The organism is Halanaerobium saccharolyticum, from assembly GCF_003259895.1.
GTDB lineage: Bacteria > Bacillota > Halanaerobiia > Halanaerobiales > Halanaerobiaceae > Halanaerobium > Halanaerobium saccharolyticum_A.
In genome coordinates this window covers 1-25,331 of sequence record NZ_QLME01000025.1, presented here as the reverse complement: position 1 = coordinate 25,331, position 25,331 = coordinate 1, and the positions used below count along the sequence as shown (strand labels likewise).

Here is a 25,331-nt window from a genome sequence, read left to right as displayed (position 1 = left end):
GATTTTACTTAAATTATGAATAAGGAAATTTTTTATTAATCCCATTATTTATCAGACAAATAATTTTCATTATTTGCAGGAATGTCAGTAATTAACTAGAAATTAATATAGTAAGCTACATAAATTTTGAAAAGTTTACTTAATAATAAAAATTGGAATAAGGAGGAAAAATAATGAATCAAATAACATCTGGTTTACAGGCAATTGTTGCGGATTATGGAATGAAGTTTCTGCTGGCAATTGTTCTATTAGTTGTTGGATTATGGGTGGTTAAATTAATTGTTAACTTACTCGAAAAAAATATTCAGGGTAAATTTGAGAGAACATTAACCAGTTTTTTGATGTCTATTACCAGAGCAGTTTTATTAATCTTATTATTTATTTCAATTGCTTCTACAATAGGAATTCAGGTTACTTCTTTTGTTGCAGTATTAGGAGCAGCTTCTTTTGCTGTAGGCTTTGCTCTCCAGGGGAGCTTATCTAACTTTGCCGGTGGTGTTTTACTGCTTATCTTTAAACCATTTACTGCGGGAGATACTATAGAAGTTGCAGGCTACAAAGGAAAAGTACAAGAAATACAGATTCTTTATACTATTATTACAACTTTTGATAATAAAAAAATTATGATTCCAAACAGTAATATTTCTAACAATAGTATTACAAATTTTTCTGCTATGAATGAGAGAAGAGTCGATTTGACATTTGGTATTGGTTATGATGATGATTTTCATGAAGCAATTTCTTTGTTAAAAGATTTAGCTGATAAACATGAATTGATTTTAAATGATCCAGAACCAATTATTAGAGTTGCTGAACATGCGGGCAGTTCAATTAATATTGCCTGTAAGGTCTGGGTTAAGGGCCCTGATTACTGGACTGTCTTTTATGATATGCATGAAGATGTTAAAGATGCTTTTGATGAAGCTGGTATTGGTATTCCTTATCCCCAAATGGATATTCATTTTGATGAAGGAACAAAACTTTGCTAGTTAATAAAAATAGAATAGAAAAAATTAATGAGGCTGAATTAAAGAAAAAAGAATTTGTAGCGTACTGGATGCAGTCATCTCAACGTCTGGAATATAATCAGGCTCTGGGTTATGCTGTCGAAAAGGCAAATCAATTAAATCAGCCTCTTTTAATTTTTTTCTTACTAAATTCAAATTTTCCAGAAGCTGAATATGGTCATTTTAAGTTTATGCTGCAGGGATTAAAAGAGATTAAAAAAGATTTAAAAGCTGCAGAGAATAATTTTTATATTGTTGATTATCAAAATCTAGAGGATTTAGAAAAAATAACTGAAAAGGCATCTCTTGTTGTCAGTGAAAAGGTATACTTAAAACATCTGCGTCAGTGGAAAAGCGAGGCTGCGGAGAGGCTAAGTGCTCCTTTTTATCTGGTGGAAAGCAATCTTGTCTGTCCGATTGAGGAAGTAAGCGAAAAAGAGGAATATGCAGCTTACACTATCCGCAAAAAAATAAATAGTATTCGAGATAAATATTTAAAAGAATATCAGCAGGAAAAACTTCAAAATAAATCTAAAATTGAATTAGAATTTATAGAGTTAAATTTTGTTGATGATTTAGATCAGTATTTAGAAAAGATTGAATTTAAACAAAAAATTGACTATGCTAACTATTTTGTTGGTGGTTATCAGCAGGCCAGACAGAAACTTGAAAAGTTTGTCAGAAATAAACTTAAGGACTATGATCAGAAAAGAAATATTCCCCATCTTAACTATCAATCTGACTTAAGTCCCTATCTTCATTTTGGTCAAATTTCTGCTCAGGAAGTAGCTCTGGAAGCTCTAAATTCTGGGTATGAGGCAGAACCTTTTTTAGAAGAACTTATTGTTCGCCGAGAGCTTGCTTTTAATTTTATCTATTATAATCAAAATTATGATGGAAGTTTAAAAGATGTTTTATATGACTGGGCCTATCAGTCTTTAATGGACCACCAAAGTGATGAAAGAGAATATCTTTATGATTATCAGGAGTTAGAAAATGCGGAAACTCATGATCAATACTGGAATGCAGCCCAAAAAGAAATGTTGATCACAGGTAAAATGCATAATTATATGCGGATGTACTGGGGTAAAAAGATTTTGGAGTGGACAGCTGATCCAGAGACAGCCTATCAGTGGGCATTAAAATTAAATAATAAATATTCCCTTGATGGCAGGGATCCTAATAGTTATGCCGGGGTTGCCTGGGTTTTTTCAAAACATGATAGAGCCTGGCAGGAAAGGAAAATTTACGGAAAGGTAAGATATATGAATGCCAGGGGACTGGAAAGAAAATTTGAAATGGATAAGTATTTGAATAAAATTAATAACTTATAATAACTTTATTAGGATAAAAAAAGCAGGATATTAGTAATTATTGTTGAATTAATTAGATAAAGAAGAGTTTTTTAATTTTAACTATGGAGGTAATAATATGTTAAAAGAAAGTGTAGAAAAAGCTTTGAACGAACAAATCAATGCAGAACTGTATTCAGCCTATTTATATCAATCTATGGCAGCTTACTTTGAAGATAAAAGTCTAGCGGGTTTTGCTCACTGGATGGATCTTCAGGCTGAAGAAGAGCAGGCACATGCTCGTAAAATTTATGATTTTGTTAATGAACGTGGGGGTAGAGTTGTACTGGAGGGAATAGAAAAACCAAAAAGTGATTGGAACTCAAACCTTGAAGTTTTTGAGGATTCTCTGGAACATGAAGAAAAAGTTACAGCTATGATCAACGATTTAGTTGCTCTGGCTGAAGAAGAAAAAGATTATGCAACTCATTCTTTTCTTCAGTGGTTTGTGGATGAACAGGTAGAAGAGGAAGATACTTTTGGAGAAATTGTTGACAAATTAAGATTAGTTGGAGATTCAACCCAGAGTTTATTTATGATGGATGATAAACTGGGGGCCAGAGCTGAAGCTCCTGCAGAGGAAGAATAGTTTAAAGCTAGATAATTAAAATTAGAGATATATCTATTTTCAGTAGGTATATCTCTTTGATTACCTGACCGGAGTGCTTTAGAGTAAAAGGAGGTTTCAGTATGGGATTTATTGATAAAATCAAATCGATTTTTAGTGGGGGAAGTCAGTCTAAATTAATTGATATTTATATTGAAGATGATAAATGTGGAAATCAGATGAAGCTTTTATTTAGAAAAAGTTATGATATCCAAAAAGTATATGAAGATAACCGAGATGCTGCTTATGAAATCAAAAAAATGGTTGTCTGTGATAATTGTTATAACAAAATTGAACTGCATCTGGAATTTGATAAAAGATATAATATTAAAAATCAAGAAATCAAGGATGGAAAAATTATTAGTAAAGATGAGTTTGAGAAAAATTAATTTATGGAATTATATCATATATTTTACTCGGGATTTTATTAATCCAATTTTAATCAGTAAATTTTCTTGGAAAGGATGTAAATTTTGAATACTTTAATAAAAAATATTGCTGAAATTCACAGTCCTTTTTCGGAAGTTAAAAAGGAGCAGTTTATTTTAATAGAGGATCAGATTATCAAAGAAATTGACAGTATGTCTCAACTTGATCAGAATACTGAATATGATTATTTGGTGGATGCTGCCGGCAAAATAGTGCTGCCTGGTTTTGTTAATACTCATACCCATGCTGCTATGACACTAATGCGGGGATATGCTGATGATATGCCCCTGGATAAGTGGCTGCAGAATAAAATCTGGCCTTTTGAAGGTAAAATGAGTGCAGAAGATATTTACTGGGGAACAGCTCTTGCTGTAGTGGAAATGATTAAAACAGGGACTACAACTTTTTCTGATATGTATTTTGCAATGGATAGAGTTGCTAAATTAGTTAAAAAAAGCGGAATCAGAGCGGTACTGGCAGAAGGCTTGATTGAGGCAAACGACGGCCAGCAAGGCCTGAATGAGGCTTTAAAGTATGCTCTGGATTACAGAGATACAGCTGATGGCAGAATTACTACTATGCTGGCCCCACATGCACCTTATACCTGTGGCAGAGACTATTTAGAGCAGATAAGGGAGTTGGCCCTGAAAAATAATTTGCCTGTTCACATCCATCTTTCTGAAAGTAAAAAAGAAGTCAAAGATTCTCTGGCAGCTCATCAGAGTTCGCCTGTTAAGTATTTAGCAGATTTCAATTTTTTTGATAATCATGTACTGGCTGCTCATTGTGTACATTTAGAGCCGGGTGATCTGGAAATTCTCAAAAAAAATAAAGTTCAGGTTGCTCATAATCCAATGAGTAATGCCAAGCTTGCAAATGGTATAGCACCGATTAACCAATATTTAAATAATGAAATTAATGTTAGTCTGGGGACCGATGGTGTTTCCAGCAATAATTCTCTAGATATGCTTAAAGAAGCTAAAATGGCTTCTTATTTGCAGAAAATAAAATATGAGGATCCAACTGCTGTTGATACTGAAAAGATTTTAGAAATTATAACTGTAAACGGAGCCCGGGCCCTGGCAGTTGAAAAACTTGGTTTAATTGAGGAAGGCTATCAGGCAGATCTTCAATTAATTGATATTAAAAATGATTCTTTTTATTATCCACACCACAATATTTTATCTAATTTATTTTATGCTGCTGACAGTCGGAGTCTGGAAACGGTTATAGTGGCGGGTGAAATTTTAATGGAAAATAAGGAGCTGAAAACACTCGATCAGGAGAAAATTTATTATGAGGCAGAAAAAAGAGCATTTAAAATTGCTAAAGATTTAGCTTAGATTTTAATTATTAAATTTAGGAACTTGAAAGGAGAAAATTATGAGTAAAACAATTAAATTTTTTCTCTCCGTTTTTGCAATAGCAGCTATTTTGCTAATTATTTTTATTTCTACGGGGGCGAATATTTATACTGACTGGCTCTGGTTTAAAGAGCTGAATTTTGAAAAAACCTTTACAATTATGTTTCTTTCCAATTTTATTTTACGATTACTGATTGGAGCTATTTTTGCAGCTGTAATTTATTTAAATTTACATTTTACTAAAAAACCGATTAAACAATTTATAAATATAAAAAGTGATGATCGGGTAGAAAACTTATTTGGTGAAGAAAGAAATCAAATATTTGAATGGCTGAATAAAAAACGTTTAAATTTAATTTATGTATTTTCCAGTTTGATTTTTGGTTTTTTGTTTTCTTCAATCTCCAGTAACAGCTGGAAAATTGTATTGAAGTTTTTAAATAAAACTGAATTTAATTCTGCAGATCCAATATTTAATAATGATATATCATTTTATGTTTTTTCCCTTCCTTTTTATACATTTTTAAGAGAGATGGGAATGGTTTTAGTAGTAATTTCTTTAATTTTAGTTGGGGCAATTTATATAGTCTTTACTGGTATCCACTCCTTTAGTGAAATCTCGGATAAATTAGGCAGTAGAGCCAAAAAGCATATGTCAATCCTGGTTTTTGTCTTTCTATTATTTAAAGCCTGGGATTACAGACTCCAGATGTATAACATTTTATTTTCACCAGAAGGAGTAGTTTTTGGAGCCGGTTATACCAATGTCAATGCTGATTTATTAGGTTATAGGATTTTATTTGTAACAGTTATTTTTGTTGCTCTGGCAGTACTTTACAGCTTATTTAAAAATAATTATAAGCCACTTGTCTGGGGGATTGGAGCCTGGATTGGTCTTTCTATTATTTTCACAGGTGTTTATCCAGCTTTTGTTCAGCAGTACAGTGTTGAGCCCAATGAAATTGATAGAGAAGAACAATATATTGAAAATAATATTCAGATGACTCTTGAGGCTTATGGACTGGATGAAGTTCAGACTCAGGATTTTGAGCTTGCAGAGGATGAATTAAGTTATGATGAACTGATGGAATATGAGACTGTAGTCGATAATATCAGACTCTGGGATTATAGACCTTTACAGACAACATATAATCAGCTGCAGGCTTTAAGACAGTACTATACTTTTCAAGATATAGATATAGATCGTTATCAGCTTGGTGATGATTATACTCAGGTAATGCTTGGTGCCAGAGAACTTGATCAGAATGCACTGGCTACACAGGCGCAGACCTGGGTTAACAGAACCTTAAAATATACTCACGGACTTGGATATACCATGAGTCCTGCCGGAAGAGTTAGAGATAATGGTCAGCCTGAGTTTTTAGTTCAGGATATCCCACCTCAAGTTAATAATCAAAACATTAATATAGATAATCCTTCTATTTATTATGGAGAAAAAACTGATAACTATGTTATTGTAAATACTAATGAAACTGAATTTCACTATCCAAGTGGGGACCAAAATGTTTACATTCAGTATGATGGTACTGGTGGTGTAGAAATTTCTAATATTTTTAGAAAAGCAATTTACGGCCTTCGTTTTAATACAATGAAGATTTTGCTTTCAGATGACATTAATAATCAGAGTCAGATAATGTATGACCGTAATATTCATCAGCGGGTTCGTAAAGCAGCACCATTTTTACAGTATGATAATGATCCTTATCTTGTAAATGCGGAAGGAAGATTATTCTGGATTTATGATGCTTATACAACAACTGGTCTTTATCCATATTCTCAACCTTTTAATCAAAGTCAAAACTATATTAGAAATTCAATCAAGGTAGTTGTAGATGCTTATAATGGTACTTTAGATTACTATATTATAGATGAAGATGATCCAATTGCAATGACTTACAGCAAAATCTTTGACGATTTGTTTAAATCAGGAGACCAGATGCCTGATTCTATCAGACAGCATCTGCGTTATCCCCAGGATCTATTTAAAATTCAGACTCAAATTTACAGAAACTATCATATGGAAGATCCAGTAGTTTATTATAACAGAGAAGATGTCTGGGCTATTCCACAGGAAAATTATCAGGGTACAACAATTGATGTCGAGCCCTATTATATTATGAATCAATTACCGGGGGAAGAAGAAGCAGAATTTATTTTAATGACCCCCTTTACACCTTCAAATAGAGACAATATGATTGCCTGGATGGCAGCCCGAAATGATGGGGAACATTATGGAGAACTATTTGCCTACAGATTCCCTAAAGATCAGCTTGTTTACGGTCCCAGTCAGATTGAATCCAGAATTGATCAGGAATCTGAGATTTCTCAATTACTTTCACTCTGGAGTCAGCGGGGATCTGATGTTATCAGAGGTAATTTACTTGTTATTCCAGTTAATAACAGTGTCTTATATGTTGAACCAATATTCCTGCAGGCTGAAAATGGAGGAATTCCGGAATTAAGAAGAGTAATTGTTTCTTATAAAAATCAACTTATTATGAGAGAAAACTTAGAGGAAGCTTTAAGGGCAATGTTCGAAGAAGGTGAAGGACTGGCTGTACCAGAAGAAGATGTTGAAGAACTCCAGGAAGAGACAGGTGTAGATTTAGAAGAAACTGGAGCAGATGTAGATGATGTTGATTTAGATGCTGAAGAGGATCAAAGTCAACAGGAAGAGCAGACCCCTGAGGAAGGTGAGACTGAGTTAATGCCTGCCAGCAGCGCAGAACTTATCAGTGAAGCGAATGACCTTTATCAGCAGGCACAGCAGAATCTGCAGGATGGAGACTTTGCAGCCTATGGTGAAACAATAACTGAACTAGGAGAAATCTTAAACCAATTATCCAGAACAGGAGAGTAATTATTTATGAATGATTTAGAATTTAAAACTGAACAAAATAGATTTAATTTGCACCATCTGGCAACAGATAAATTTAAGACAAATCTAATCCAGGTATTTTTCATGCTGCCTCTTAAGAACGAAAAAGAGGCAGCCATGAATGCCCTGATTCCCTCAATACTGGAGCGGGGTTCAAAAAATTATAATGATAATCAATTAATAAAGACAGAACTGGAGAATTTATATGGTTCAAATATGAGTTCTAATATTTTAAAAAGAGGAGAAAATCAGATACTGCGATTTTCTCTAGAAATGGTAAACGAAAAATTTTTAACCCATAAAAGTAATTTAACTGTTGATGCTTTTAAATTGTTAAATGATATTATCTTTAACCCCATAACTGAATCAGGGAAGTTTAAACAAAAGTTTTTTGAGCAGGAAAAAGAAATTTTGAAACAGGATATTTTATCTTTGATCAATGATAAATATAGTTTTGCAGTTGAAAACTGTCTGGCCAGGATGTGTAAAAACGAAAAATATGGAATATATAAGCTGGGAACTGTTTCTGCGCTGGCTGAAATAAGTAATCAGGAGCTTTATGATCATTATCAAAAAATAATTAAAGAAGCAAAAAGATCTTTGTTTTTGGTTGGAAATTTCAAGAGTTCTTTTGTAGAAAATATTTTTGAGGAAACTCATTTAGATTCTGGGGCTGATATTTATGACGACCATACAGAAGTTGTCTATCAGGATAAAGAACCTGATTATTATGAACAGGAATTAAAAGTTAATCAGGCGCGACTGTCTATTGGTTTTAGAAGTGGGATTACCCGCAAAGATCCAGATTATTATTCTTTATTAGTATTTAACAGCCTGATTGGGGGCTCAACTCATTCAAGATTATTTCAGGAAATTAGAGAAAAAAGAAGTCTCGCTTATTATGTTAGTTCTTCTATTGAATCTACCAAAGGTTTATTACTGATCAACAGCGGGATTAATGCTGAAAATCATCAAAAAGTGATTGAAGTTGTAGAAAAAGAAATAAAAGCAGTTGCTGACGGAGAGTTCAGTCAGGATGAGTTTTTGCGGTCTAAGAAAAGTATTATTAATCATTTAAAACAGGATTTGGACAGCAATAAATCACTCTCCGCTCATTTTCTTTTGAGTCTGGTTAATGATAAAGAAGAGTCGATTAATAAAACAATTGGCGGTGTCGAAGCGGTTAGCGAAGATGATATTATAGCAGTTGCTCAAAAATTAAAGATGGACACTATATATTTACTAAAAAGTGAGGAATGATTAATTTGGAAAGTATATATAATAAAAATATGGATGAAAGACTTGTAAAAGCAAAATTAGATAACGGTTTAAATATTTATATATTTCCTAAAAAAGATTATGTAAAACAGTATGCAATGCTTTCAGTTGATTTTGGATCAAATGATATTGATTTTATTGATGTCAAAAATGGGCGCCGGAGAAATATGCCTCTGGGTATTGCCCATTTTTTAGAACATCAGCTTTTTGAAGATAAAGAGGAGAGCATTTTTGATAAATTTGCTGATCTGGGTGCTTCAGCAAATGCTTATACTAACTTTGACAGTACTAATTATTTGTTTTCCAGCAGCAGTAATTTTGAAGATTCTTTGATCAATTTAATTGAGTTTGTTGAAGACCCCTATTTCAGTGATGAAAATGTAAAAAAAGAAAAAGGGATTATTGTTCAGGAGATAAAAATGTACCAGGATAATCCTTACTGGAAATCCTATTTTAATCTTCTTTCAGCTCTATATTCAAAACACCCTGTAAAAAATGAGATTGCCGGGACAGAAGAAAGTGTGATGTCAATCACACCTGAAGATTTATATATCTGTTATTATAATTTTTATCTACCATCAAATATGGATTTAATTTTAATTGGTGACCTGGATCCCCAGAGGATAATTAATTTAATCAGGGAAAATCAGGCTAAAAAACACTTTCCTCATTTTAAAAATCCGGTCAGAATTATTGAAGAAGAGCCAGAAAATGTTGCTAAAAAACTTGTAGAAGAAAAAATGAATATTTCCAGGCCGATGGTCCAGATTGCTTTTAAAGATCCAGTCCAAAGTGAAGAACCGGCTCAGATAATAAAAAAAGAATATATTGTTAATTTACTTTTGGATATTGTGTTTGGAAACAGCAGCAAAAATTACAATGAACTTTATGACCAGGGTATTATTGATAATAGTTTTTCCTGCAGCTATCACAAAAAACCAGATTATGCTTATGTCCATTTACATGGAGAAAGTAATAAACCAGATCAGATGCGGGAGAAGGTTAAGGAAAAGTTAGTTGATATTGATCATGATGAAATTAAAGAAAATTTTCAGAGAATAAAAAGAAAATATCAGGGAAGTTTTATTAGATTGTTCAATAATTTTAATAATCTTGCTTCGGAATTTATCAATTATCGTCGCCTGGGTATTGATATTTTTGAGCTGGCAACTATCATAGAAGACATTAAACTTGAAGAATTACTTGCTTATTCAGATAAAATATTCAATAAAGATTTTATGGTTGAATCGATAATTTTAAATGAGGACTGATTTTTTTGGCTTTCAAGCTATATAACTTCATTTTTTACATTACTATGGCAGCATTTGGGTATTTTAATATTTATTTTCAGGATGCGGGTCTTGATTCTTTTCAGATCGGTCTGGTTAATGCAATCCCAAGAATTTTTGCTTTATTATTAATGCCTTTCTGGGGATTTTTGACTGATTATTTTCACGAAAACAAAAAGGTTTTATTAATAACTCTAATTGGTACTCTGACTACAGTAGTACTATTTCCTCAAACGAGTTCTTTTAAAATCTTGATGCTGCTCATGTTTTTTTACACCTTATTCCAGAACCCGATTATCCCTCTGTCAGATAGTCTGCTTTTAGATTATCTGGGGGATAATTCTAATTACTATGGTAAATTTAGGCTCTGGGGATCAGTAGGTTATATGGCTTCAGTTTCTTTTTTAGGTTATTTTTTGGAGACAACTTCATCAGCAAATTTGTTTTATGTTTATGGGATTGTTTTAATTCTATCAATAATTTTATTGAGATTTTTACCAAAAAGCAAAAGAGAAATTGAGGTATTAAACCCCGGGGATTTTAAGAAAATTTTTAAGAAAAGGCGTCTGCTTTATTTTTTGTTTTTTGTATTTATCCTGCAGACATCTATGAATGCCAATTATAGTTATTTCCCTCTTTATATAGTTGCTCAGGGGGGAGGAGAATTTCTGGTCGGGATTGCCCTAACTGTTTCTTCTGCCAGCGAGATTCTGGCCTTCTTTTTTTCGGATAAGATAATTAAAAATAATAAGTTCAGTCAAATTATCGTAATTATTAGTCTTGGCTTTATTTTACGCTGGTTAATGCTTTCCCTATTTCCTTATAATCCAATTATTCTCCTATCACAGCTCCTGCACAGCATAACCTTTGGCCTCTTTTTTGCTGTTGGTGTTGATTATGTTGATCAAATTAGTGGCGAAAAATTTAGAGCCACCGGTCAAAATATTTATGCAGGAGTATTTATGGGAGTCAGTGCTATCTCCGGAAGTTTAATTGGTGGTAAAATATATCAGCTTTATGGGGGAGAAAAAATGTATTTTTTCTGGTCGATAATTTCTGCAGCTGCAGGTATTATCTATAGTTTTTATCTTTTTAATAAAGAAAGGGAATTAAAAATCAATGCAGATTAAGGAATTAGTTAAAAAAACGGCATTTAAATTAAATATTGATCTCTGTCGTATTACAAATGGCAGTGAACTTAAAAATGAGCGTAAAATTCTAGAAAAAAGAGCCCGGAGCAAATACTGGCCTCAAGCATTTACCAATCAAAATCTGGATCAGCTGACAAAACCAGCTCTCCACTTTAAAGATTTAAAGTCAATCATAGTAGCTGCTGTAAGCTATAATAATGGTGGTGGCAGCCCATTTTTATCTAATTATGTAACTGTTAAAGATTATCACAATTATCTGCAGGATAAACTGGAAAAACTGGCTGCAGAGATGCAGCAGAAGTTGGACCAGAATTTTAATTATAAGATATTTGTTGATACTGCTCCTTTTTTAGAGAGAGCTCTGGCCCGAAAAGCCGGTATTGGTTTTATCGGAAAAAACTCGATGTTGATTAATCCTGAGTTTGGTTCATTTTTATTTCTTGGAGAAATATTTACAGATTTAGAAATGGAACCAGATCCTCCCCTTGAGATAGACTGTGGTGAATGTCAAATTTGTATCAAAAATTGTGAAGGGCAGGCTTTAAAAGCAGAATATTTACTAGATGCAGAGGACTGCATTTCTTATTTAACACAAAAAAAAGGAATATTAAACCAAAAAGAAGTGAAAAAAATTGGTGCTCATATCTGGGGTTGTGATGCCTGTCAGGAAAAATGTCCCTATAATAAAAATATTTCACAAACAGCAGCTGAGAAGCTGCATTTTCTTAACCGGGATCTGGAGTATTTTTTGAAGTTAGACCGAAAAAACCCACCTTCAGAGCTGGAAGAAACAGCAATCATGTGGAGAGGCAGCAGAATTTTATTAAGAAATGCTTTAATTGCAGCAGCAAATTTAGGAGAAGAAAAATATTTTGATTTAGTTAAAGAAAATTTGAATGATAATTCTCCGGTAATTCGTTATTATGCAGTTTTAGCTCTGCTGGAAATTGATTATAAAAGAGCAGAAAAAATTGTTAAAAAGGCAATTAAGAATGAGAATAATAGGGAATATAAAGAAAAAATGATAGTGATTTTAGAGGAGAAGGAGGCGCAGTATGAATATTAATTTAGATGGCGAGAAGTTGAAAATAATTGAAAAAAGTAGTATTGAAGCAGTAATTGAAAACAGTAAAATAAAAAATAAAAAGGATGTAATGGCTGTAATTATTGACAATGAAGTTTATGATTTAAATGAGCAGCTGGATAGAGATGCTGAAATTGAAACAGTCAAAATCAATTCAGAACTGGGAAATAGAATTTATAGACGCAGCCTTTATCTGGTTCTGGCTAAAGCTGTTTATGAGCTTTTTCCGGAATCCGTTTTAAAAATTGAGATTTCTATTAGCAACGGTATTTATTGTGAATTAGAAAATAAATCCAGTTTGAGTAAAACTGATTTAAATAAAATAAAAGAACGAATGCAGGAACTAATTGCTGCTGATCACAAGATAAAAAAGCATAAACTAAAGAAAGCGGAAGTTTTGGAAATAATTAAAAACGAAAATTGCACTTTTAGAAGAGAGTTAATTAAACAGCAGGATAATGATTTCTATACTCTTTATGAACTTGATGGGTATTATGATTATTTTTATTATAACATGGTACCTTCCACATCTTATCTCAGAGAATTTGATCTACATTTAAGGATTCCTGGCTTTGTGTTATTATTTCCCAAATTTTTTAGCAGTAAACAGGTGCCAAAGTTTATAGAACAGCCAAAGCTGGCAAATATCTTTCTGGAGCATGAAAGGCTGGGTAAAATTTTAGGGATAAGCAATGTGGTAGAATTAAATCAGGTGGTGCAGGATAAAAAGTATAATGAACTGATCAGAATAGCAGAAGCTTTACATGAGAAAAAAATAGCAGAAATAGCCGATCGAATTAAAAGCGGGATGCCGAGGAATAAAATCATTTTGATTGCTGGCCCAACATCTTCTGGTAAAACCACCTTTACTCACCGATTATCAACACAATTAAAAATTAACGGTTTACGGCCGGTACAAATTTCTGTTGATAATTATTTTGTCAATCGAGCCAATACCCCTCTGGATAAAAATGGAGAACCAGATTTTGAATCAATAAAAGCTATTAATTTAGAATTATTTAATGAACATCTTTTAAAATTGATTCAGGGAGAGGAAGTTGAACTACTCAGATTTAATTTTGAAGAAGGGGTTAGAGAAAAAAGCGGTAAATATCTACAGCTGGAGGATGATCAGCCAATTTTAATTGAGGGAATTCACGGTTTAAATGATAAAATGACTGAAGTAATACCACAGGACTTAAAATTTAAAATCTATATTAGTGCTTTAACTCAACTTAATATTGACTGCCATAATAGAATACCCACAACTGATACCCGTTTAATTCGCAGGATTGTAAGAGATAATCAGTATCGAGGTTTGTCGGCCTCTAAAACCTTGAATTTATGGAGAGGGGTACGGAAAGGTGAAGAAAAAAATATCTTTCCCTATCAGGAAAATGCAGATGTAATGTTTAATTCAGCTTTAATCTATGAGCTGTCAGTGCTTAAAAATTATGTTGAGCCGCTTTTAAAGCAGATTGATAAGACAAATAAAAATTATTATCAGGCACAGCGACTGCTGGAAATTTTAAGCAGTTTTAAAGCCATACCTGATAAAGAAGTACCTTTCACTTCAATTTTAAGAGAGTTTACTGGTATGAGTGTTTTTAGAGAAGAATAGATCAATATTTTCTTTAATTTCATCCCAGTTATTAACCTTTGTAATCTGATTATTGCCCTTAAAATCATAATTATGATACTTACTGACTAAAATTACTGGAATATTTTCAGCAGCAATTTCCAGTGCGTTTTCTTTTTTATCATCGATAAACAGTGAAATATTTTTTTCTACAGCCAGAGGAGCCTTTTTTTCTTCATGGTGCAGTTCATGGTAGGGTATCTCATTTTCTTTTAACCATTTTTCAGTTAAATCTCGATGTTCTGTACTTCTGGCTGTAATTAAAATTAGTCGGTGCCCTTCCGCATATAGCTCACTGAGTATTTCTTTTGCTTTATCTATGGCTTTTACACTGCTGTATATTTCCTCTATTTTTTCCTGAATAAATTCATTTAATTCCTGATCGTTAAGTGCAAAAGCTTTTCTAAGATCATAAGTGTATTCTTTTAAAGTTATTTCTCGATCAAAAAACTCATTCATTTTCTGCTGCCAGATACTATTATGATCTGGACCTTCATCTGTCAAAACTCCATCAATATCTATTCCAAAATTGTATTTCATTTTTAACACCTCATATATAATTTACTTAAACTTATATTAACATTTTTAAAGTTTTATGTCTAGATAATATGAACAATCAGTAATATTTCTTGATTTTACTTTATTTTTAATGAAATATCAAGTAAAATAGTATATATGATACAAGATATCTAGGAGGTAGTAAATTGGCTGAAAAAATAAATAAAGAAGAAAAGGTAGAAAGATTGCTAGAATTATTTTCAAAACATTATCCTGAACCAGGGACAGCTCTAAATTTCAGGACACCATTTGAACTTTTAATTGCAACAATTTTATCAGCTCAAACTACAGATGTTCAGGTTAATAAGGTGACCAGCAATCTTTTTGAAGAATATAATACACCAGAGTCTATGTTAAATCTTAGTCAGAAGGAATTAGAAGAAAAAATAAACAGTATTGGACTTTTTAGAAATAAAGCAAAATATATTTTAAAAACCTGTAAGTTATTACTTGATGAATTTGAGGGAAAAGTGCCAGAGACCAGAAAAGAACTTTTAAAGCTGAGTGGTGTTGGCAGAAAAACAGCCAATGTAGTGCTCGCAAATGCTTTTTTTAAAGCTGCTTTTCCAGTTGATACCCATGTTTTTCGGGTTTCGAAACGTCTGGGATTAACCAGCGGCAAAAATGTTACTCAGACCGAAAAAGAGTTAACTGATTTGATTCCTAAAAAACACTGGATTGACTTTCATCACTGGTTAATTGACCACGGAAGAGCACTCTGTAAAGCTCAGAACCCGGACTGTGAAAATTGTTTTGCTTCTGAGATATGTTCCTATTATAATGAATAGATAATAATGATAACAGAAAAAAGTGGTAAGTATAATTGATTAACCTGCTGCAATTAATTTAGGAATTGAGATAAAATTTAAAATTAAGTAATAAAAAATATAAGATCTGAGGGAGGAAGCAAAATGAAAAAAATATTTGTTTTAGATACCAATGTACTTTTAAATGACCCTCGTGCTATTTATAGTTTTGAGGATAATGATGTTGTTATTCCGCTTGCTGTTTTGGAGGAAATTGACAGCTTGAAAACAAAAAGTTCTGATTTAGGTTTTAATGCCCGAGAAAGTTCTAGAATTTTGGAAGAACTGAGAAACAAAGGTAATCTACATGATGGAGTAGAATTAGACTCGGGTGGAACAGTTAAAATTGTAATTAACGGTGGTCTTGAACTTCCAGAAGGTTTAAGTTCCAGTAAAATGGATAATAGAATTATCTCTACAGCTATTCATCTGCAGGAAGAAAATACTGATAAAAAAGTCGTAATGATTTCGGATGATATTAATCTGCGCTTGATTTGTGATGCTTATAATTTACAGGCAGAAGAGCACGACTCAAGCCGTTTAAAAGAAGAAGAAATTTATTCTGGTTTTAAAAAGATAAAATGCAGTGCTTCCCTTATTGATGATTTTTTTGAGGAAGAAAAACTCTCACCGTCAGATCTTGATCAGCTTGATGATTCTTTATATCCAAATGAATTTGTACAATTAACAGCAGATGATAGAAATAAAAATACTGCTTTAGCCAGATTTGATGGTGAGAATTTAGTAACTCTTCGACACAATAAAAGTCAGCCGGCAAAAATCAGAGCCAGAAATCGGGAACAACAGCTGGCCTTAGAACTGCTGCTGGATGATGAAATAAAATTGGTTACCATGTCGGGAAAAGCAGGTACCGGAAAAACTTTACTTGCAATTGCAGCAGGACTGGCAAAAGTTGTTGATGAGCAGGCTTTTTCGAAGCTATTAGTAGCCAGACCAATTCAGCCAATGGGTAAGGAAATGGGCTTTTTACCCGGTGATGTTGAAGAAAAGATGGGCCCCTGGATGCAGCCGATCTTTGATAATCTTGACTTTATAGTTCATCGAAATAAAGATGCAAGTTATGCCTATCAAAAATTGCAGGAAAAAGATTTAATTCAGATTGAACCGCTAACCTATATTAGAGGTAGATCAGTACCGGACCAATTTATAATCATTGATGAGGCTCAAAACTTATCATTACATGAAGTTAAAACTATTGTAACCAGGGCTGGAGAAGGTTCTAAATTGGTTTTTACTGGTGATCCATTTCAGATTGATAATCCATATTTGAACTTTCATAAAAATGGATTAAATTATCTGGCTCACAAATTTCATGACCAAAAAATTGGTGGACATATTATGTTAAAAGAAGGAGAAAGATCCGAACTGGCTGAGATTGCAAGTGATCTTCTTTAAACTAGGAGTTGTATTTAATGAAAAAAGTTTTTAGGTTATTTATTATCTCTGCTCTTTTACTGGGGATTTTCATTCCTGTATTTGATCATTATTATCACCAGGAAGAGGTTGCTGGTGTGACAATGGCTCAGCAGAGTAAAGATAGAAATATTAGTGAATTACTTAAACTGGCAAAAGAATCTTTTTACGATGGTAATTATCAATCTGCAGAAAATTATTATCAGCAGATAATTGAGCTCTCTCCTTTTAACCTGGAAAGCAGAAGAAATCTGGCAGTAATTTACAATGAACAGAATGAGCTGAGAGCTGAAAATCAGATTTTGCTGCAGACAGCTATTTTAAGTAATAACAATCAGGATTATTTAAATCTGGCTGTGAATTTCTATGAATTAAATAATAATCTGGCCTCTAATTATATTTTAGAAAATAAAATTGATAAGGAGAATAATGGTGAAAATTTTCTCTACCAAAAGTATTATTATTTAATAAAGAATAATTTGGATTTAAATAATTATGAAAAAGCTGAAGAATATTTAATGAAAATTACTAACTTGAAGCTGAATCAGTCAGAAGTATATCTGCTCAGCGCAGAATTAAATAAAAAAAGAGGTGATTTTGAGCAGGCATTTAATAATTACGAAGCAGCATATCAGGCCAATAGAAGTCAGAGCTATTTGTTTAAAGATATGGCTGAAATGCTCGAAAAGTCAGGAGAAGAAATTAAAGCATATAATCACTGGCAGCGGACACTTGCTTACGGCTGGTTTAGAGACCTTGCCTATCAGAAGATAAATTTTTATCAGGATAAATATCCCAGATTAAGACCGGAACCGGAGGAGGAAGATGAACCGGAAGAGATTAATCCCTTTGACTTAGAGCCATCCTGGCATGAGGTAGAAGAACTGAGTTCTCAGGAAAAAATACAGATGCTGAGAATTGGACTGCAGGAAAATAATGAGCATCTGCTGTTTCAATACTCAGCTCCGTTTTCTGTAGTTTATGATGGCAAAATTATTTATAGAGGTCAGGCTCAAGAAAATCATCTGCTTCAGGTTGAGTCCGGTTCCTTATTTATAAGTACAGAAGCAGAAAAACTAAGACTTGGTAATTCGGATTTGGAATATCAGATTTACAGCAGTCAGAAAAATTCTTCTTTTTATGTTTATAATATTAATTATGGTCAGGGATATTTCTGGCAGGGTAGTGGTAACAGGCAGTACAGGGGGAATATGATAATTAAAGGAGAGGGCGATGATTTTACTTTGATTAACCAGGTAGAATTAACTCCTTATTTAATTTCGGTGGTTCCCTCAGAAATTTATGCCAGCTGGCCGATGGAATCTTTAAAAGCACAGGCTATTGCAGCCAGAAGCTATACTTTAAGTAATTTAGGCCGCCACAGCAGTGATGGATATGATCTTTGTTCTACTGTTCACTGTGCAGCTTATAATGGAATTCAGAGTGAACATCCACGCACCACCGAAGCTGTGTTGTCTACTCAGGGAGAAAGTGCTGTTTTTGAAGGTAGAATTATTGAAGCAGTATTTAGCAGCAACAGTGGGGGCTTTACTGAACGCAGTGACCAGATTTGGTCTGCAGATCTGCCATATTTACGAGGCGCTAATCAGATGAAAAATGATGAATATAATTTTCCTCTAACTCCAGTGGAGCTGCAGCAGTGGCTTATTGCTTCTCCGGAGTCTTATTCTAAGGATTTTGGCAGCAGTAATTATCGCTGGCAGTTAAGAGTTCCAGCAGAAGTAATTGAATATAGAAGTGAACTCAATCGGATAAGTAAAATTGAGGTTAATCAGCGAGCTCAGGGAGGTACTATTACTTCACTCACTATTTATAGTGATCAGGAGCAAAAAAACTATAGTGTTTCTCAAATCAGAAGAGTTCTGGGTGGTTTAAAAAGCAGCCGTTTTTACTTTGACAGCCATTATGATAGGAATGGTTATTTAAAAGAAATATATATTTATGGTTCTGGCTGGGGACATAACCTTGGACTTGACCAATCTGCTTCAGCAGGTATGGGAGCTGATGGCTGGGATTATAGAGAAATTATTAAACATTTTTATCCTGGGGTAGAAATTAAAAAACTAAATTAGTATTATAGCTTGCTTTTAGATTAAATATTGCTTATAATAATATTGACAAAAAAATATTATCTTCAGGGTCTGGTGAGCTTTAGAGCAATTCCAAACCGGTGGTATAGTCCACGAGCTTTAGCTGAACTGGTGCAATTCCAGTACCGACGGTATAGTCCGGAATAAAGAAGATTAGATAATTAATTAGCCCTGTTTTTACAGGGCTATTTTTTTACTTAAAAATATAATAAATACAAAAAAAGGAGACAAAGAATGGATACTAAAAGAATTACAACTATTTCAGTTTTATCAGCTTTTTCTTTAGTTTTAATGCTGCTGGTTCGTTTTCCTATGTTTTTACCATTTTTAATTTATGAGCCAGGTGATATTCCAATTTTAATTATTTCATTTATGTTTGGACCTGCTGCGGCACTGGGGGCAACCTTTATTTTGTCAATTTTGATGGCAGTATTTACAGGTTTAGGAGGACCTTTTGGAGCTTTTATGCACTTCCTGGCTACAGGTGTTTTTGCAGGAACTGCAGGTTATTTTTATCAGCAGCATCATAATAGAGCTGGTGCAATTAAAGGACTGGTAATTGGATCTATTGCGATGACTGTTGTAATGGCTGTAGCAAACTTAGTCTTAAACCCAATTTTTTATGGTATACCTAGAGAACAGGTTTTACAGATGATGCTGCCGGGAATTATACCATTTAATTTAACAAAAGCTGTAATTAATTCAATAATAACAGTGTTAATTTATAAAAAACTGGCAGAATTTTTGAGAAACAATGGTTTGTTGAAGCAAATAAATTAGTTAAATGTTTGACAAATACCCCTCTCTTAAGTTAAAATTTTTATGAGAGGGGTTGTTTTTTTGCAGATAACATTTTTAGGAACAGGAACTTCACATGGGGTGCCTGTAATTGCCTGTGATTGTGAGGTCTGTCAGTCTAACAATCCAAAAAACAAAAGAATGCGAACTTCAATTCATGTAAAAAGCAAAGAATATAATTTATTAATAGATACCCCCCCTGAGATGAGACTGGAATTAATTAATAATAACATTAAAAATGTTGATTCAGTTTTAATGACCCATGCTCATGCTGATCATATTATGGGTTTTGATGATATCAGAGCTTTAAACTGGTTTCAGGGTAAAGAAATGCCGGTTTATGCTGATCGTAAGACTTTAAAGCATATCAAAAGGATCTTCCCTTATATTTTTTCAAAAGAAACTCCAGGAGGAGGAATCCCCCAGGTTATATTAAAAGAGGTAGAAAAAAACTTTACTTTTAAAGATTTAAATATTACGGCTGTACCAATTTATCATGGTGATAATCAGATTTTAGCCTATCGGATTAATAATTTTGCCTATTTAACAGACTGCAGTAAGATTCCAGAAAAATCTCTTAAACTTCTGGAGGGTATTGAATATGCAGCTGTTGATGCTCTGCGATTCGAAGAACATCCAACCCATATGTCCGTTGACCAGGCAGTAGGGTTAATTGATAAATTAGACTTAAAACATGGGTATTTAACTCATATTTCACATCGTTTAGATCATCAAAAATTAAATGATTATCTACCTGAATATATCAGCACTGCCTATGATGGTTTGAAAATCAATATTTGATCAATTTTATATTTTTTTATCTTAATGCTTTATTAGATTAAGTCAGTAAATAAAATTTAAATAATAGGTGATTAAATTGAATATTGTACTTGTTGAACCAGAAATCCCCCAAAATACCGGAAATATTGCCCGTACAACTGCAGTAACAGATTCAAAATTACATTTAGTAAGACCTTTAGGTTTTTCAACTTCCGATAAATATTTAAAGAGAGCGGGTCTTGATTACTGGGATAAAATGGATATCAGTTATTATGATAATTTAGATCATTTTTTTGAAGAAAATAAAGGTGGACGCTTTTTTTATGCAACAACCAAGGCACCAAAATCTTATACAGAATTTGATTATCAGAAAGATGATTATTTTTTATTTGGCAAAGAAACTGCCGGTTTGCCGGAAAAATTATTGGAGGCAAATTTAGACAAATGTATTAGGATTCCAATGAAGGAAAATTTAAGATCTTTAAATCTTTCTAACTCAGTTTCCATAATAATATATGAGGCCCTGAGACAGAATAATTTTATAAATTTAAACAAAAAAGGAAAATATAAAAAGGAAATTTAACTTTTATCTCGAATTATATATAGTAGAGCAAAGTAGGAAGGAGGGGAGATATGGAAAAAAATTACTTTTTAACTACGCTAATAATTTTATTAGTTTTTCTTTTGTCAATAACTATCACAGTTTCTGCTTTTCAGGTTAGATTAAGTGATCGGGGCAGAGATGTAATTGAAGTTCAAAAATATTTAGAAACTCTTGGTTACAATGTTTCAACTGACGGTATATTTGGAAAAAGTACTGAGGATGCAGTAAAGGATTTTCAGAAAAGTAATAACCTCCGGATTGATGGTATAGTAGGAGGTAGGACCCTGGAATTGTTGAAGAAAATGATTTCTGAGAAAGTATCTTATGAGCTTTATGTAGTGGATAATGGAGATACTCTGTCAGGAATTGCTGGGTCGAGAGATGTGACTGTGCAAGAAATTATGGAATTTAATAATATGAGTTCTGTTAAGATTAAACCTGGTCAGGACTTAAAAATTCCAAGAGACAGGATAATAACAGTTGAATCTCAAAATAGGAACGAAAACGATAAAAAAGATAATACTGCAGCTAAGAAAACTAAAATTTATTATGAAGTTCGTCAGGGAGACACTTTATCAGCTATAGCGGCACGTAGAAATTTACCTGTGGAAGAGATTATGAATGCAAATAATCTTAATTCCGATTTTATTAAAGCAGGACAGGAATTGGTACTGCCCATTGTTGATTTTAAAGAATCAAAAGCAAGTAATGATAGTAGGACAAAAGCTAAAGCAGAAAAAAATAATTCTTCTTCTGACCAAATTGTTCATCAGGTTCAGCGGGGAGATGCTTTGAGTACCATTGCTAGAATGTATGGTACTGATATAGATACAATTCGCCGGAATAATAATCTCAATGGAGATAGAATTTTTGCCGGTGATGAGCTAATTATTACCAATTATGAAAGAGGACCATTTTCTTTAACTAGAAATTCTTTAATTTGGCCGGTAAATGGTAGAATAAGTTCCAGTTTTGGCTGGAGAACTCATCCGGTTAAAAAAACAAGATTATTTCATAACGGTCTAGATATTGCAGTTCCTTCCGGAACTACTGTTAAAGCAGCAGCTTCGGGACAGGTAGTACATAGCGGCTGGATGAATGGTTTTGGTTATACAGTTATTATTGATCATGGACGGGGTGTAGAAACTCTTTATGCTCATAATTCCAGAGTAACAGTTTCCAGAGGGTCAATGGTAAATAAAGGGCAAAAGGTTGCTGTTTCAGGTAATACTGGTTTAAGTACTGGTCCACATTTACATTTTGGAGTTTTAAGGAATGAAGAGCCCCTTAATCCCAGAAACTACTTACCTTAAATTAAAATTTGATTTTAAAGGCAGACTGCGATAAATGGTCTGTCTTTTTTTAAGTATTCTGAATCATAAGCTTTTAAAATTTATTTTATATTTTTTTGCAATTTTTCTTGACAACTCTATTTATTATTGATATTATAAAAAGCGTCGCAAGAGAAATGGGCCATTAGCTCAGTTGGCAGAGCACCTGACTTTTAATCAGGTTGTCGGAGGTTCGAATCCTCCATGGCTCACCAGTTAATAGCGCGGGGTAGAGCAGTCTGGTAGCTCGTCAGGCTCATAACCTGGAGGCCATCGGTTCGAATCCGGTCCCCGCAACCATTTTTATTTCAAATTACATATTGGGTGGGATAGCTCAGTCGGTAGAGCAGTGGATTGAAAATCCACGTGTCGACAGTTCGATTCTGTCTCCCACCACCATTTTTTTAAATATTAAAGCCAGGCTATTTAGCCTGGCTTCTTTTTTTTATAATTTTTTTGTCAAGCAATCTTTAGTTATTCTTGAAAAATAGTATCTGCAGCTTCTAATAAGTCTGCTGGAATTTCTAAGCCGATTTCTGAGGCGGATTTTTGATTAATATAGAGCTTTAATTCTTCAGAAGATTCAACTGCCATTTCTGCTGGCTTAGCACCATTTAAAATCCTGGCAGCCATAGAACCTGTCTGTTTCCCCAGCTGATAATAGTCTATTCCAAGAGTTGCAATAGCACCCTGTTCAACAGAATTATTTTCAGATGCAAAGACTGGAATTTGATTATTATATGCTGTCTGCAGCACCGTTGGCATTGCAGAAACTATAATGTTATCAGTCGGAACATAAATTGCATCAACATTTCCAACCAGAGAAGATACTGCCAGGCTCACTTCACTACTGTTGCTAACTGTTCCTTCTTCGATAGCTACTCCCATTTCTTCAGCTTTCTCTTTTGCTAAATCAACTTGAACAACAGAATTAACCTCTCCGGGATTATATAAGATTCCGAGGGTTTTTAATTCCGGTAAAAATTCTTTAATTAATTCCAGCTGTTTGCCAACCGGATTCATATCTGTAGTTCCAGTTACATTTCCACCGGGTGCTTCCATACTATTAACGACACCTGCCTCTACAGGATCTGTAACAGCTGTAATTAGGACTGGGGTTTCAGATATCACATTTGCAGCAGTCTGAGCAGAGGGGGTGGCTATAGCAAGTACTAAATCCAGATTATTCTGGTTGAACCTCTGAGCAATAGTCTGAGCAGTTGAAAAATCTGCCTGAGCGTTCTGTAAATCGATTTGAAGATTTTCTCCTTCTACAAAACCTTCCTCAGCCAGCTGATCGACAAATCCCTCTCTGGCTAAATCCAGTGATGGATGTTCGACAAACTGTGAAATCCCAATTTCATATTCCTGGGCCCCTATAAAACTTGTCAAAATAAATAAGAAAATGATACTTAAAGTTAATCCAGTTAATAAAGTCTTTTTCATTATTATCTCTTCTCCCTTCTCGCTAGAAAATTCAGATTGTTTGAACTAATTATATAATCTTTTCCTTTCACCTGTCAATTTTGAAATTTTTATGAACTTTTATATAAAAACTATGATCTCAGTTAGAAATATAGCAGACTATAATTGTACATAAAATTTTTGAGATCATGGTTGAGCTTTCAATATGAATTTAGGCATACCAAATTTTGATTTATTATTTCCAGTGGGAATTTCTTTCTACTTATTTTTTGACTATAATTATCAATAGGATGAATCTCTAATGGAGAAGTTATATAGTGAGTTTTAATATTTTTTATTTAAATAAGACCTTTAATTTTAAGTTTAATTTATATATAATAGAAGGAGTAACTGAAACAGAAAAAAATTAAGAGGTGTTTTAGATGGCAAAAAATCCAGAGGTAACTATAACAATGGAAAGTGGGGAAGAAATCAGGGTAGAAATGTATCTTGAAGTAGCACCCAATACAGTTAGAAATTTTATAGAGTTAGTAGAAGCTGGATATTATGATGGTCTTAAGTTCCACCGAGTAATTAAAGGCTTTATGATTCAGGGGGGGTGTCCTGATGGAACTGGTATGGGAGATCCTGGCTATTCAATCAAAGGTGAGTTTTCTGAGAATGGCTTTGATAATGACTTAAGCCACAAAAAAGGAATAATTTCAATGGCCAGAAGCTCTCATCCTGATTCTGCTGGCTCCCAGTTTTTTATAGTTCATCAGGATGCTCCACACCTGGACGGTAAATACGCTGCGTTTGGTGAGGTTATAGAAGGTATGGATGTTGTTGATCAAATTGCTGAAGTTGAAACTGGAGCCAGAGATATGCCGCAGGAAGATCAGATAATGGAATCAGTAGAAGTTGAAACCTTTGAGGAAGAATATGAAGCAGCGGAAAAGATTTAATTAAAGTTTAGAAGATAACAGATAAGCAGGAAGCAGACTGGCAGTTAATTCTGTCAGTTTTTATTTTTATTAAGGGGGGAGAAAGATTAATAAGGTTATTGGTGTTGCAGCCCATGTAGATGCGGGGAAAACAACTTTTTCGGAAAGTTTAATGTATTACAGCAAATCAATTAGAAAAAAAGGTAGGGTTGATCATCAAAACTCTCATCTTGATACTCATTTCCTCGAAAAAAAGAGAGGTATTACAATTTTTACTGATCAGGCAATTTTGCGATATAAAGTTGATCAATTAAACTGATAGAATTTGCTGCAGAAAGAAATGAAAAATTATTTGATTTATATTTAAGCTTAATTGTATAATGAACTTGAACTAATTAAAAATTTAATAAAAAAATGCCCATAGTGGCCCAAACTGTAATATAATTGAATTACCACAAACAA

Annotated in this window: 21 protein-coding genes, 3 tRNA genes, 1 pseudogene and 1 riboswitch; of the genes and pseudogenes, 23 read left to right on the top strand and 2 right to left on the bottom strand. The window is 33.4% G+C overall.

All coding sequences use genetic code 11. The annotated features are described in order from the left end of the window. The first annotated feature begins 173 nt into the window (after positions 1-173). The 11 genes from C7958_RS12900 to C7958_RS12850 all read left to right on the top strand — a co-directional run bounded on the left by C7958_RS12900 (position 174) and on the right by C7958_RS12850 (position 14,081). Complete coding sequence (locus C7958_RS12900) at positions 174-989, top strand: mechanosensitive ion channel family protein (RefSeq protein ID WP_111573091.1); 816 nt, start codon at positions 174-176, stop codon at positions 987-989. After that, positions 983-2,341 (top strand): deoxyribodipyrimidine photo-lyase, encoded by a 1,359-nt coding sequence (locus C7958_RS12895; RefSeq protein ID WP_111573090.1) that lies wholly within the window; start codon positions 983-985, stop codon positions 2,339-2,341. Before C7958_RS12900 ends, C7958_RS12895 begins: the two co-directional genes overlap by 7 nt. Positions 2,342-2,438: 97 nt before the next feature. Beyond that, positions 2,439-2,948 (top strand): ferritin, encoded by a 510-nt coding sequence (locus C7958_RS12890; protein WP_111573089.1) that lies wholly within the window; start codon positions 2,439-2,441, stop codon positions 2,946-2,948. 101 nt (positions 2,949-3,049) lie between these two features. Beyond that, the gene (locus tag C7958_RS12885; protein ID WP_111573088.1) at positions 3,050-3,355 is read left to right on the top strand and encodes a hypothetical protein; all 306 of its coding nucleotides are present in this window, start codon (positions 3,050-3,052) and stop codon (positions 3,353-3,355) included. Between the two features lie 84 nt (positions 3,356-3,439). Continuing rightward, a complete protein-coding gene (locus C7958_RS12880; protein WP_111573087.1) occupies positions 3,440-4,738 on the top strand; it encodes an amidohydrolase in 1,299 nt (432 codons plus the stop codon). 40 nt (positions 4,739-4,778) lie between these two features. Beyond that, positions 4,779-7,640, top strand: coding sequence for a UPF0182 family membrane protein (locus C7958_RS12875; protein WP_111573086.1), 2,862 nt, complete (start codon positions 4,779-4,781; stop codon positions 7,638-7,640). 6 nt (positions 7,641-7,646) lie between these two features. Next, positions 7,647-8,918, top strand: coding sequence for an EF-P 5-aminopentanol modification-associated protein YfmF (gene yfmF / locus C7958_RS12870; RefSeq protein WP_111573085.1), 1,272 nt, complete (start codon positions 7,647-7,649; stop codon positions 8,916-8,918). Between the two features lie 5 nt (positions 8,919-8,923). Next, positions 8,924-10,207 (top strand): EF-P 5-aminopentanol modification-associated protein YfmH, encoded by a 1,284-nt coding sequence (yfmH, locus tag C7958_RS12865; RefSeq protein WP_111573084.1) that lies wholly within the window; start codon positions 8,924-8,926, stop codon positions 10,205-10,207. Positions 10,208-10,212: 5 nt separating this feature from the next. Next, a complete protein-coding gene (locus tag C7958_RS12860; protein WP_111573083.1) occupies positions 10,213-11,355 on the top strand; it encodes an MFS transporter in 1,143 nt (380 codons plus the stop codon). Beyond that, a complete protein-coding gene (gene queG / locus C7958_RS12855) occupies positions 11,345-12,442 on the top strand; it encodes a tRNA epoxyqueuosine(34) reductase QueG (protein ID WP_111573082.1) in 1,098 nt (365 codons plus the stop codon). Before C7958_RS12860 ends, queG begins: the two co-directional genes overlap by 11 nt. Further along, positions 12,432-14,081: a nucleoside kinase gene (locus C7958_RS12850; protein ID WP_111573081.1), complete on the top strand. Its 1,650-nt coding sequence runs from the start codon at positions 12,432-12,434 to the stop codon at positions 14,079-14,081. The genes queG and C7958_RS12850 overlap by 11 nt, the downstream gene beginning before the upstream one ends. On the opposite strand, the gene C7958_RS12845 is transcribed toward C7958_RS12850, so the two are convergent. Beyond that, on the bottom strand, positions 14,040-14,639 hold the full coding sequence (locus C7958_RS12845) for a 5' nucleotidase, NT5C type (protein WP_111573080.1): 600 nt from the start codon (positions 14,637-14,639) through the stop codon (positions 14,040-14,042). The two genes, C7958_RS12850 and C7958_RS12845, sit on opposite strands and share 42 nt — an antisense overlap. Before the next feature lie 164 nt (positions 14,640-14,803). Here C7958_RS12845 and nth point away from each other — a divergent pair, with 164 nt between their 5' ends. The 10 genes from nth (at position 14,804) to C7958_RS12795 (ending at position 22,920) form a co-directional block, all read left to right on the top strand. Next, a complete protein-coding gene (gene nth, locus C7958_RS12840; RefSeq protein WP_111573079.1) occupies positions 14,804-15,445 on the top strand; it encodes an endonuclease III in 642 nt (213 codons plus the stop codon). Between the two features lie 123 nt (positions 15,446-15,568). Beyond that, positions 15,569-16,879: a PhoH family protein gene (locus tag C7958_RS12835; RefSeq protein ID WP_111573078.1), complete on the top strand. Its 1,311-nt coding sequence runs from the start codon at positions 15,569-15,571 to the stop codon at positions 16,877-16,879. Positions 16,880-16,896: 17 nt separating this feature from the next. Beyond that, a complete protein-coding gene (locus C7958_RS12830) occupies positions 16,897-18,990 on the top strand; it encodes a SpoIID/LytB domain-containing protein (RefSeq protein ID WP_111573077.1) in 2,094 nt (697 codons plus the stop codon). A gap of 54 nt (positions 18,991-19,044) precedes the next feature. Then, a riboswitch (FMN riboswitch) is annotated at positions 19,045-19,166 on the top strand. Between the two features lie 76 nt (positions 19,167-19,242). Beyond that, a complete protein-coding gene (locus C7958_RS12825) occupies positions 19,243-19,788 on the top strand; it encodes an ECF transporter S component (RefSeq protein WP_111573076.1) in 546 nt (181 codons plus the stop codon). A 60-nt stretch (positions 19,789-19,848) separates the two neighbouring features. Beyond that, positions 19,849-20,607 carry an MBL fold metallo-hydrolase gene (locus tag C7958_RS12820; protein WP_111573075.1) on the top strand — a complete coding sequence of 253 codons (759 nt, stop codon included), beginning with the start codon at positions 19,849-19,851 and terminating at the stop codon, positions 20,605-20,607. Between the two features lie 76 nt (positions 20,608-20,683). Then, complete coding sequence (gene trmL / locus C7958_RS12815; RefSeq protein WP_181453827.1) at positions 20,684-21,169, top strand: tRNA (uridine(34)/cytosine(34)/5-carboxymethylaminomethyluridine(34)-2'-O)-methyltransferase TrmL; 486 nt, start codon at positions 20,684-20,686, stop codon at positions 21,167-21,169. A 50-nt stretch (positions 21,170-21,219) separates the two neighbouring features. After that, positions 21,220-22,503 (top strand): LysM peptidoglycan-binding domain-containing protein, encoded by a 1,284-nt coding sequence (locus C7958_RS12810; protein WP_111573074.1) that lies wholly within the window; start codon positions 21,220-21,222, stop codon positions 22,501-22,503. Between the two features lie 157 nt (positions 22,504-22,660). Next, positions 22,661-22,736, top strand: a tRNA-Lys gene (locus tag C7958_RS12805). Between the two features lie 8 nt (positions 22,737-22,744). After that, positions 22,745-22,821, top strand: a tRNA-Met gene (locus C7958_RS12800). Between the two features lie 23 nt (positions 22,822-22,844). Beyond that, positions 22,845-22,920, top strand: a tRNA-Phe gene (locus C7958_RS12795). Between the two features lie 75 nt (positions 22,921-22,995). On the opposite strand, the gene C7958_RS12790 is transcribed toward C7958_RS12795, so the two are convergent. Beyond that, the gene (locus C7958_RS12790) at positions 22,996-23,967 is read right to left on the bottom strand and encodes an ABC transporter substrate-binding protein (RefSeq protein WP_111573073.1); all 972 of its coding nucleotides are present in this window, start codon (positions 23,965-23,967) and stop codon (positions 22,996-22,998) included. Between the two features lie 401 nt (positions 23,968-24,368). Here C7958_RS12790 and C7958_RS12785 point away from each other — a divergent pair, with 401 nt between their 5' ends. Together C7958_RS12785 and C7958_RS12780 are read left to right on the top strand one after the other, a co-directional pair. Further along, the gene (locus C7958_RS12785; protein WP_111573072.1) at positions 24,369-24,890 is read left to right on the top strand and encodes a peptidylprolyl isomerase; all 522 of its coding nucleotides are present in this window, start codon (positions 24,369-24,371) and stop codon (positions 24,888-24,890) included. An 85-nt stretch (positions 24,891-24,975) separates the two neighbouring features. Beyond that, a pseudogene (locus C7958_RS12780) lies at positions 24,976-25,167 on the top strand (GTP-binding protein); the annotation flags it as partial. Positions 25,168-25,331 lie beyond the last annotated feature (164 nt).

Excerpts from the sequence above, each read along its gene's own strand:
- C7958_RS12830 (WP_111573077.1), top strand. The coding sequence starts at position 16,897 with ATGAAAAAAGTTTTTAGGTTATTTATTATCTCTGCTCTTTTACTGGGG.
- C7958_RS12850 (WP_111573081.1), top strand. The coding sequence starts at position 12,432 with ATGAATATTAATTTAGATGGCGAGAAGTTGAAAATAATTGAAAAAAGT.
- C7958_RS12890 (WP_111573089.1), top strand. The coding sequence starts at position 2,439 with ATGTTAAAAGAAAGTGTAGAAAAAGCTTTGAACGAACAAATCAATGCA.
- C7958_RS12875 (WP_111573086.1), top strand. The coding sequence starts at position 4,779 with ATGAGTAAAACAATTAAATTTTTTCTCTCCGTTTTTGCAATAGCAGCT.
- C7958_RS12790 (WP_111573073.1), bottom strand. The coding sequence starts at position 23,967 with ATGAAAAAGACTTTATTAACTGGATTAACTTTAAGTATCATTTTCTTA.
- C7958_RS12845 (WP_111573080.1), bottom strand. The coding sequence starts at position 14,639 with ATGAAATACAATTTTGGAATAGATATTGATGGAGTTTTGACAGATGAA.
- queG (WP_111573082.1), top strand. The coding sequence starts at position 11,345 with ATGCAGATTAAGGAATTAGTTAAAAAAACGGCATTTAAATTAAATATT.
- C7958_RS12835 (WP_111573078.1), top strand. The coding sequence starts at position 15,569 with ATGAAAAAAATATTTGTTTTAGATACCAATGTACTTTTAAATGACCCT.
- C7958_RS12900 (WP_111573091.1), top strand. The coding sequence starts at position 174 with ATGAATCAAATAACATCTGGTTTACAGGCAATTGTTGCGGATTATGGA.
- C7958_RS12810 (WP_111573074.1), top strand. The coding sequence starts at position 21,220 with ATGGAAAAAAATTACTTTTTAACTACGCTAATAATTTTATTAGTTTTT.
- C7958_RS12785 (WP_111573072.1), top strand. The coding sequence starts at position 24,369 with ATGGCAAAAAATCCAGAGGTAACTATAACAATGGAAAGTGGGGAAGAA.
- yfmF (WP_111573085.1), top strand. The coding sequence starts at position 7,647 with ATGAATGATTTAGAATTTAAAACTGAACAAAATAGATTTAATTTGCAC.
- C7958_RS12825 (WP_111573076.1), top strand. The coding sequence starts at position 19,243 with ATGGATACTAAAAGAATTACAACTATTTCAGTTTTATCAGCTTTTTCT.
- C7958_RS12885 (WP_111573088.1), top strand. The coding sequence starts at position 3,050 with ATGGGATTTATTGATAAAATCAAATCGATTTTTAGTGGGGGAAGTCAG.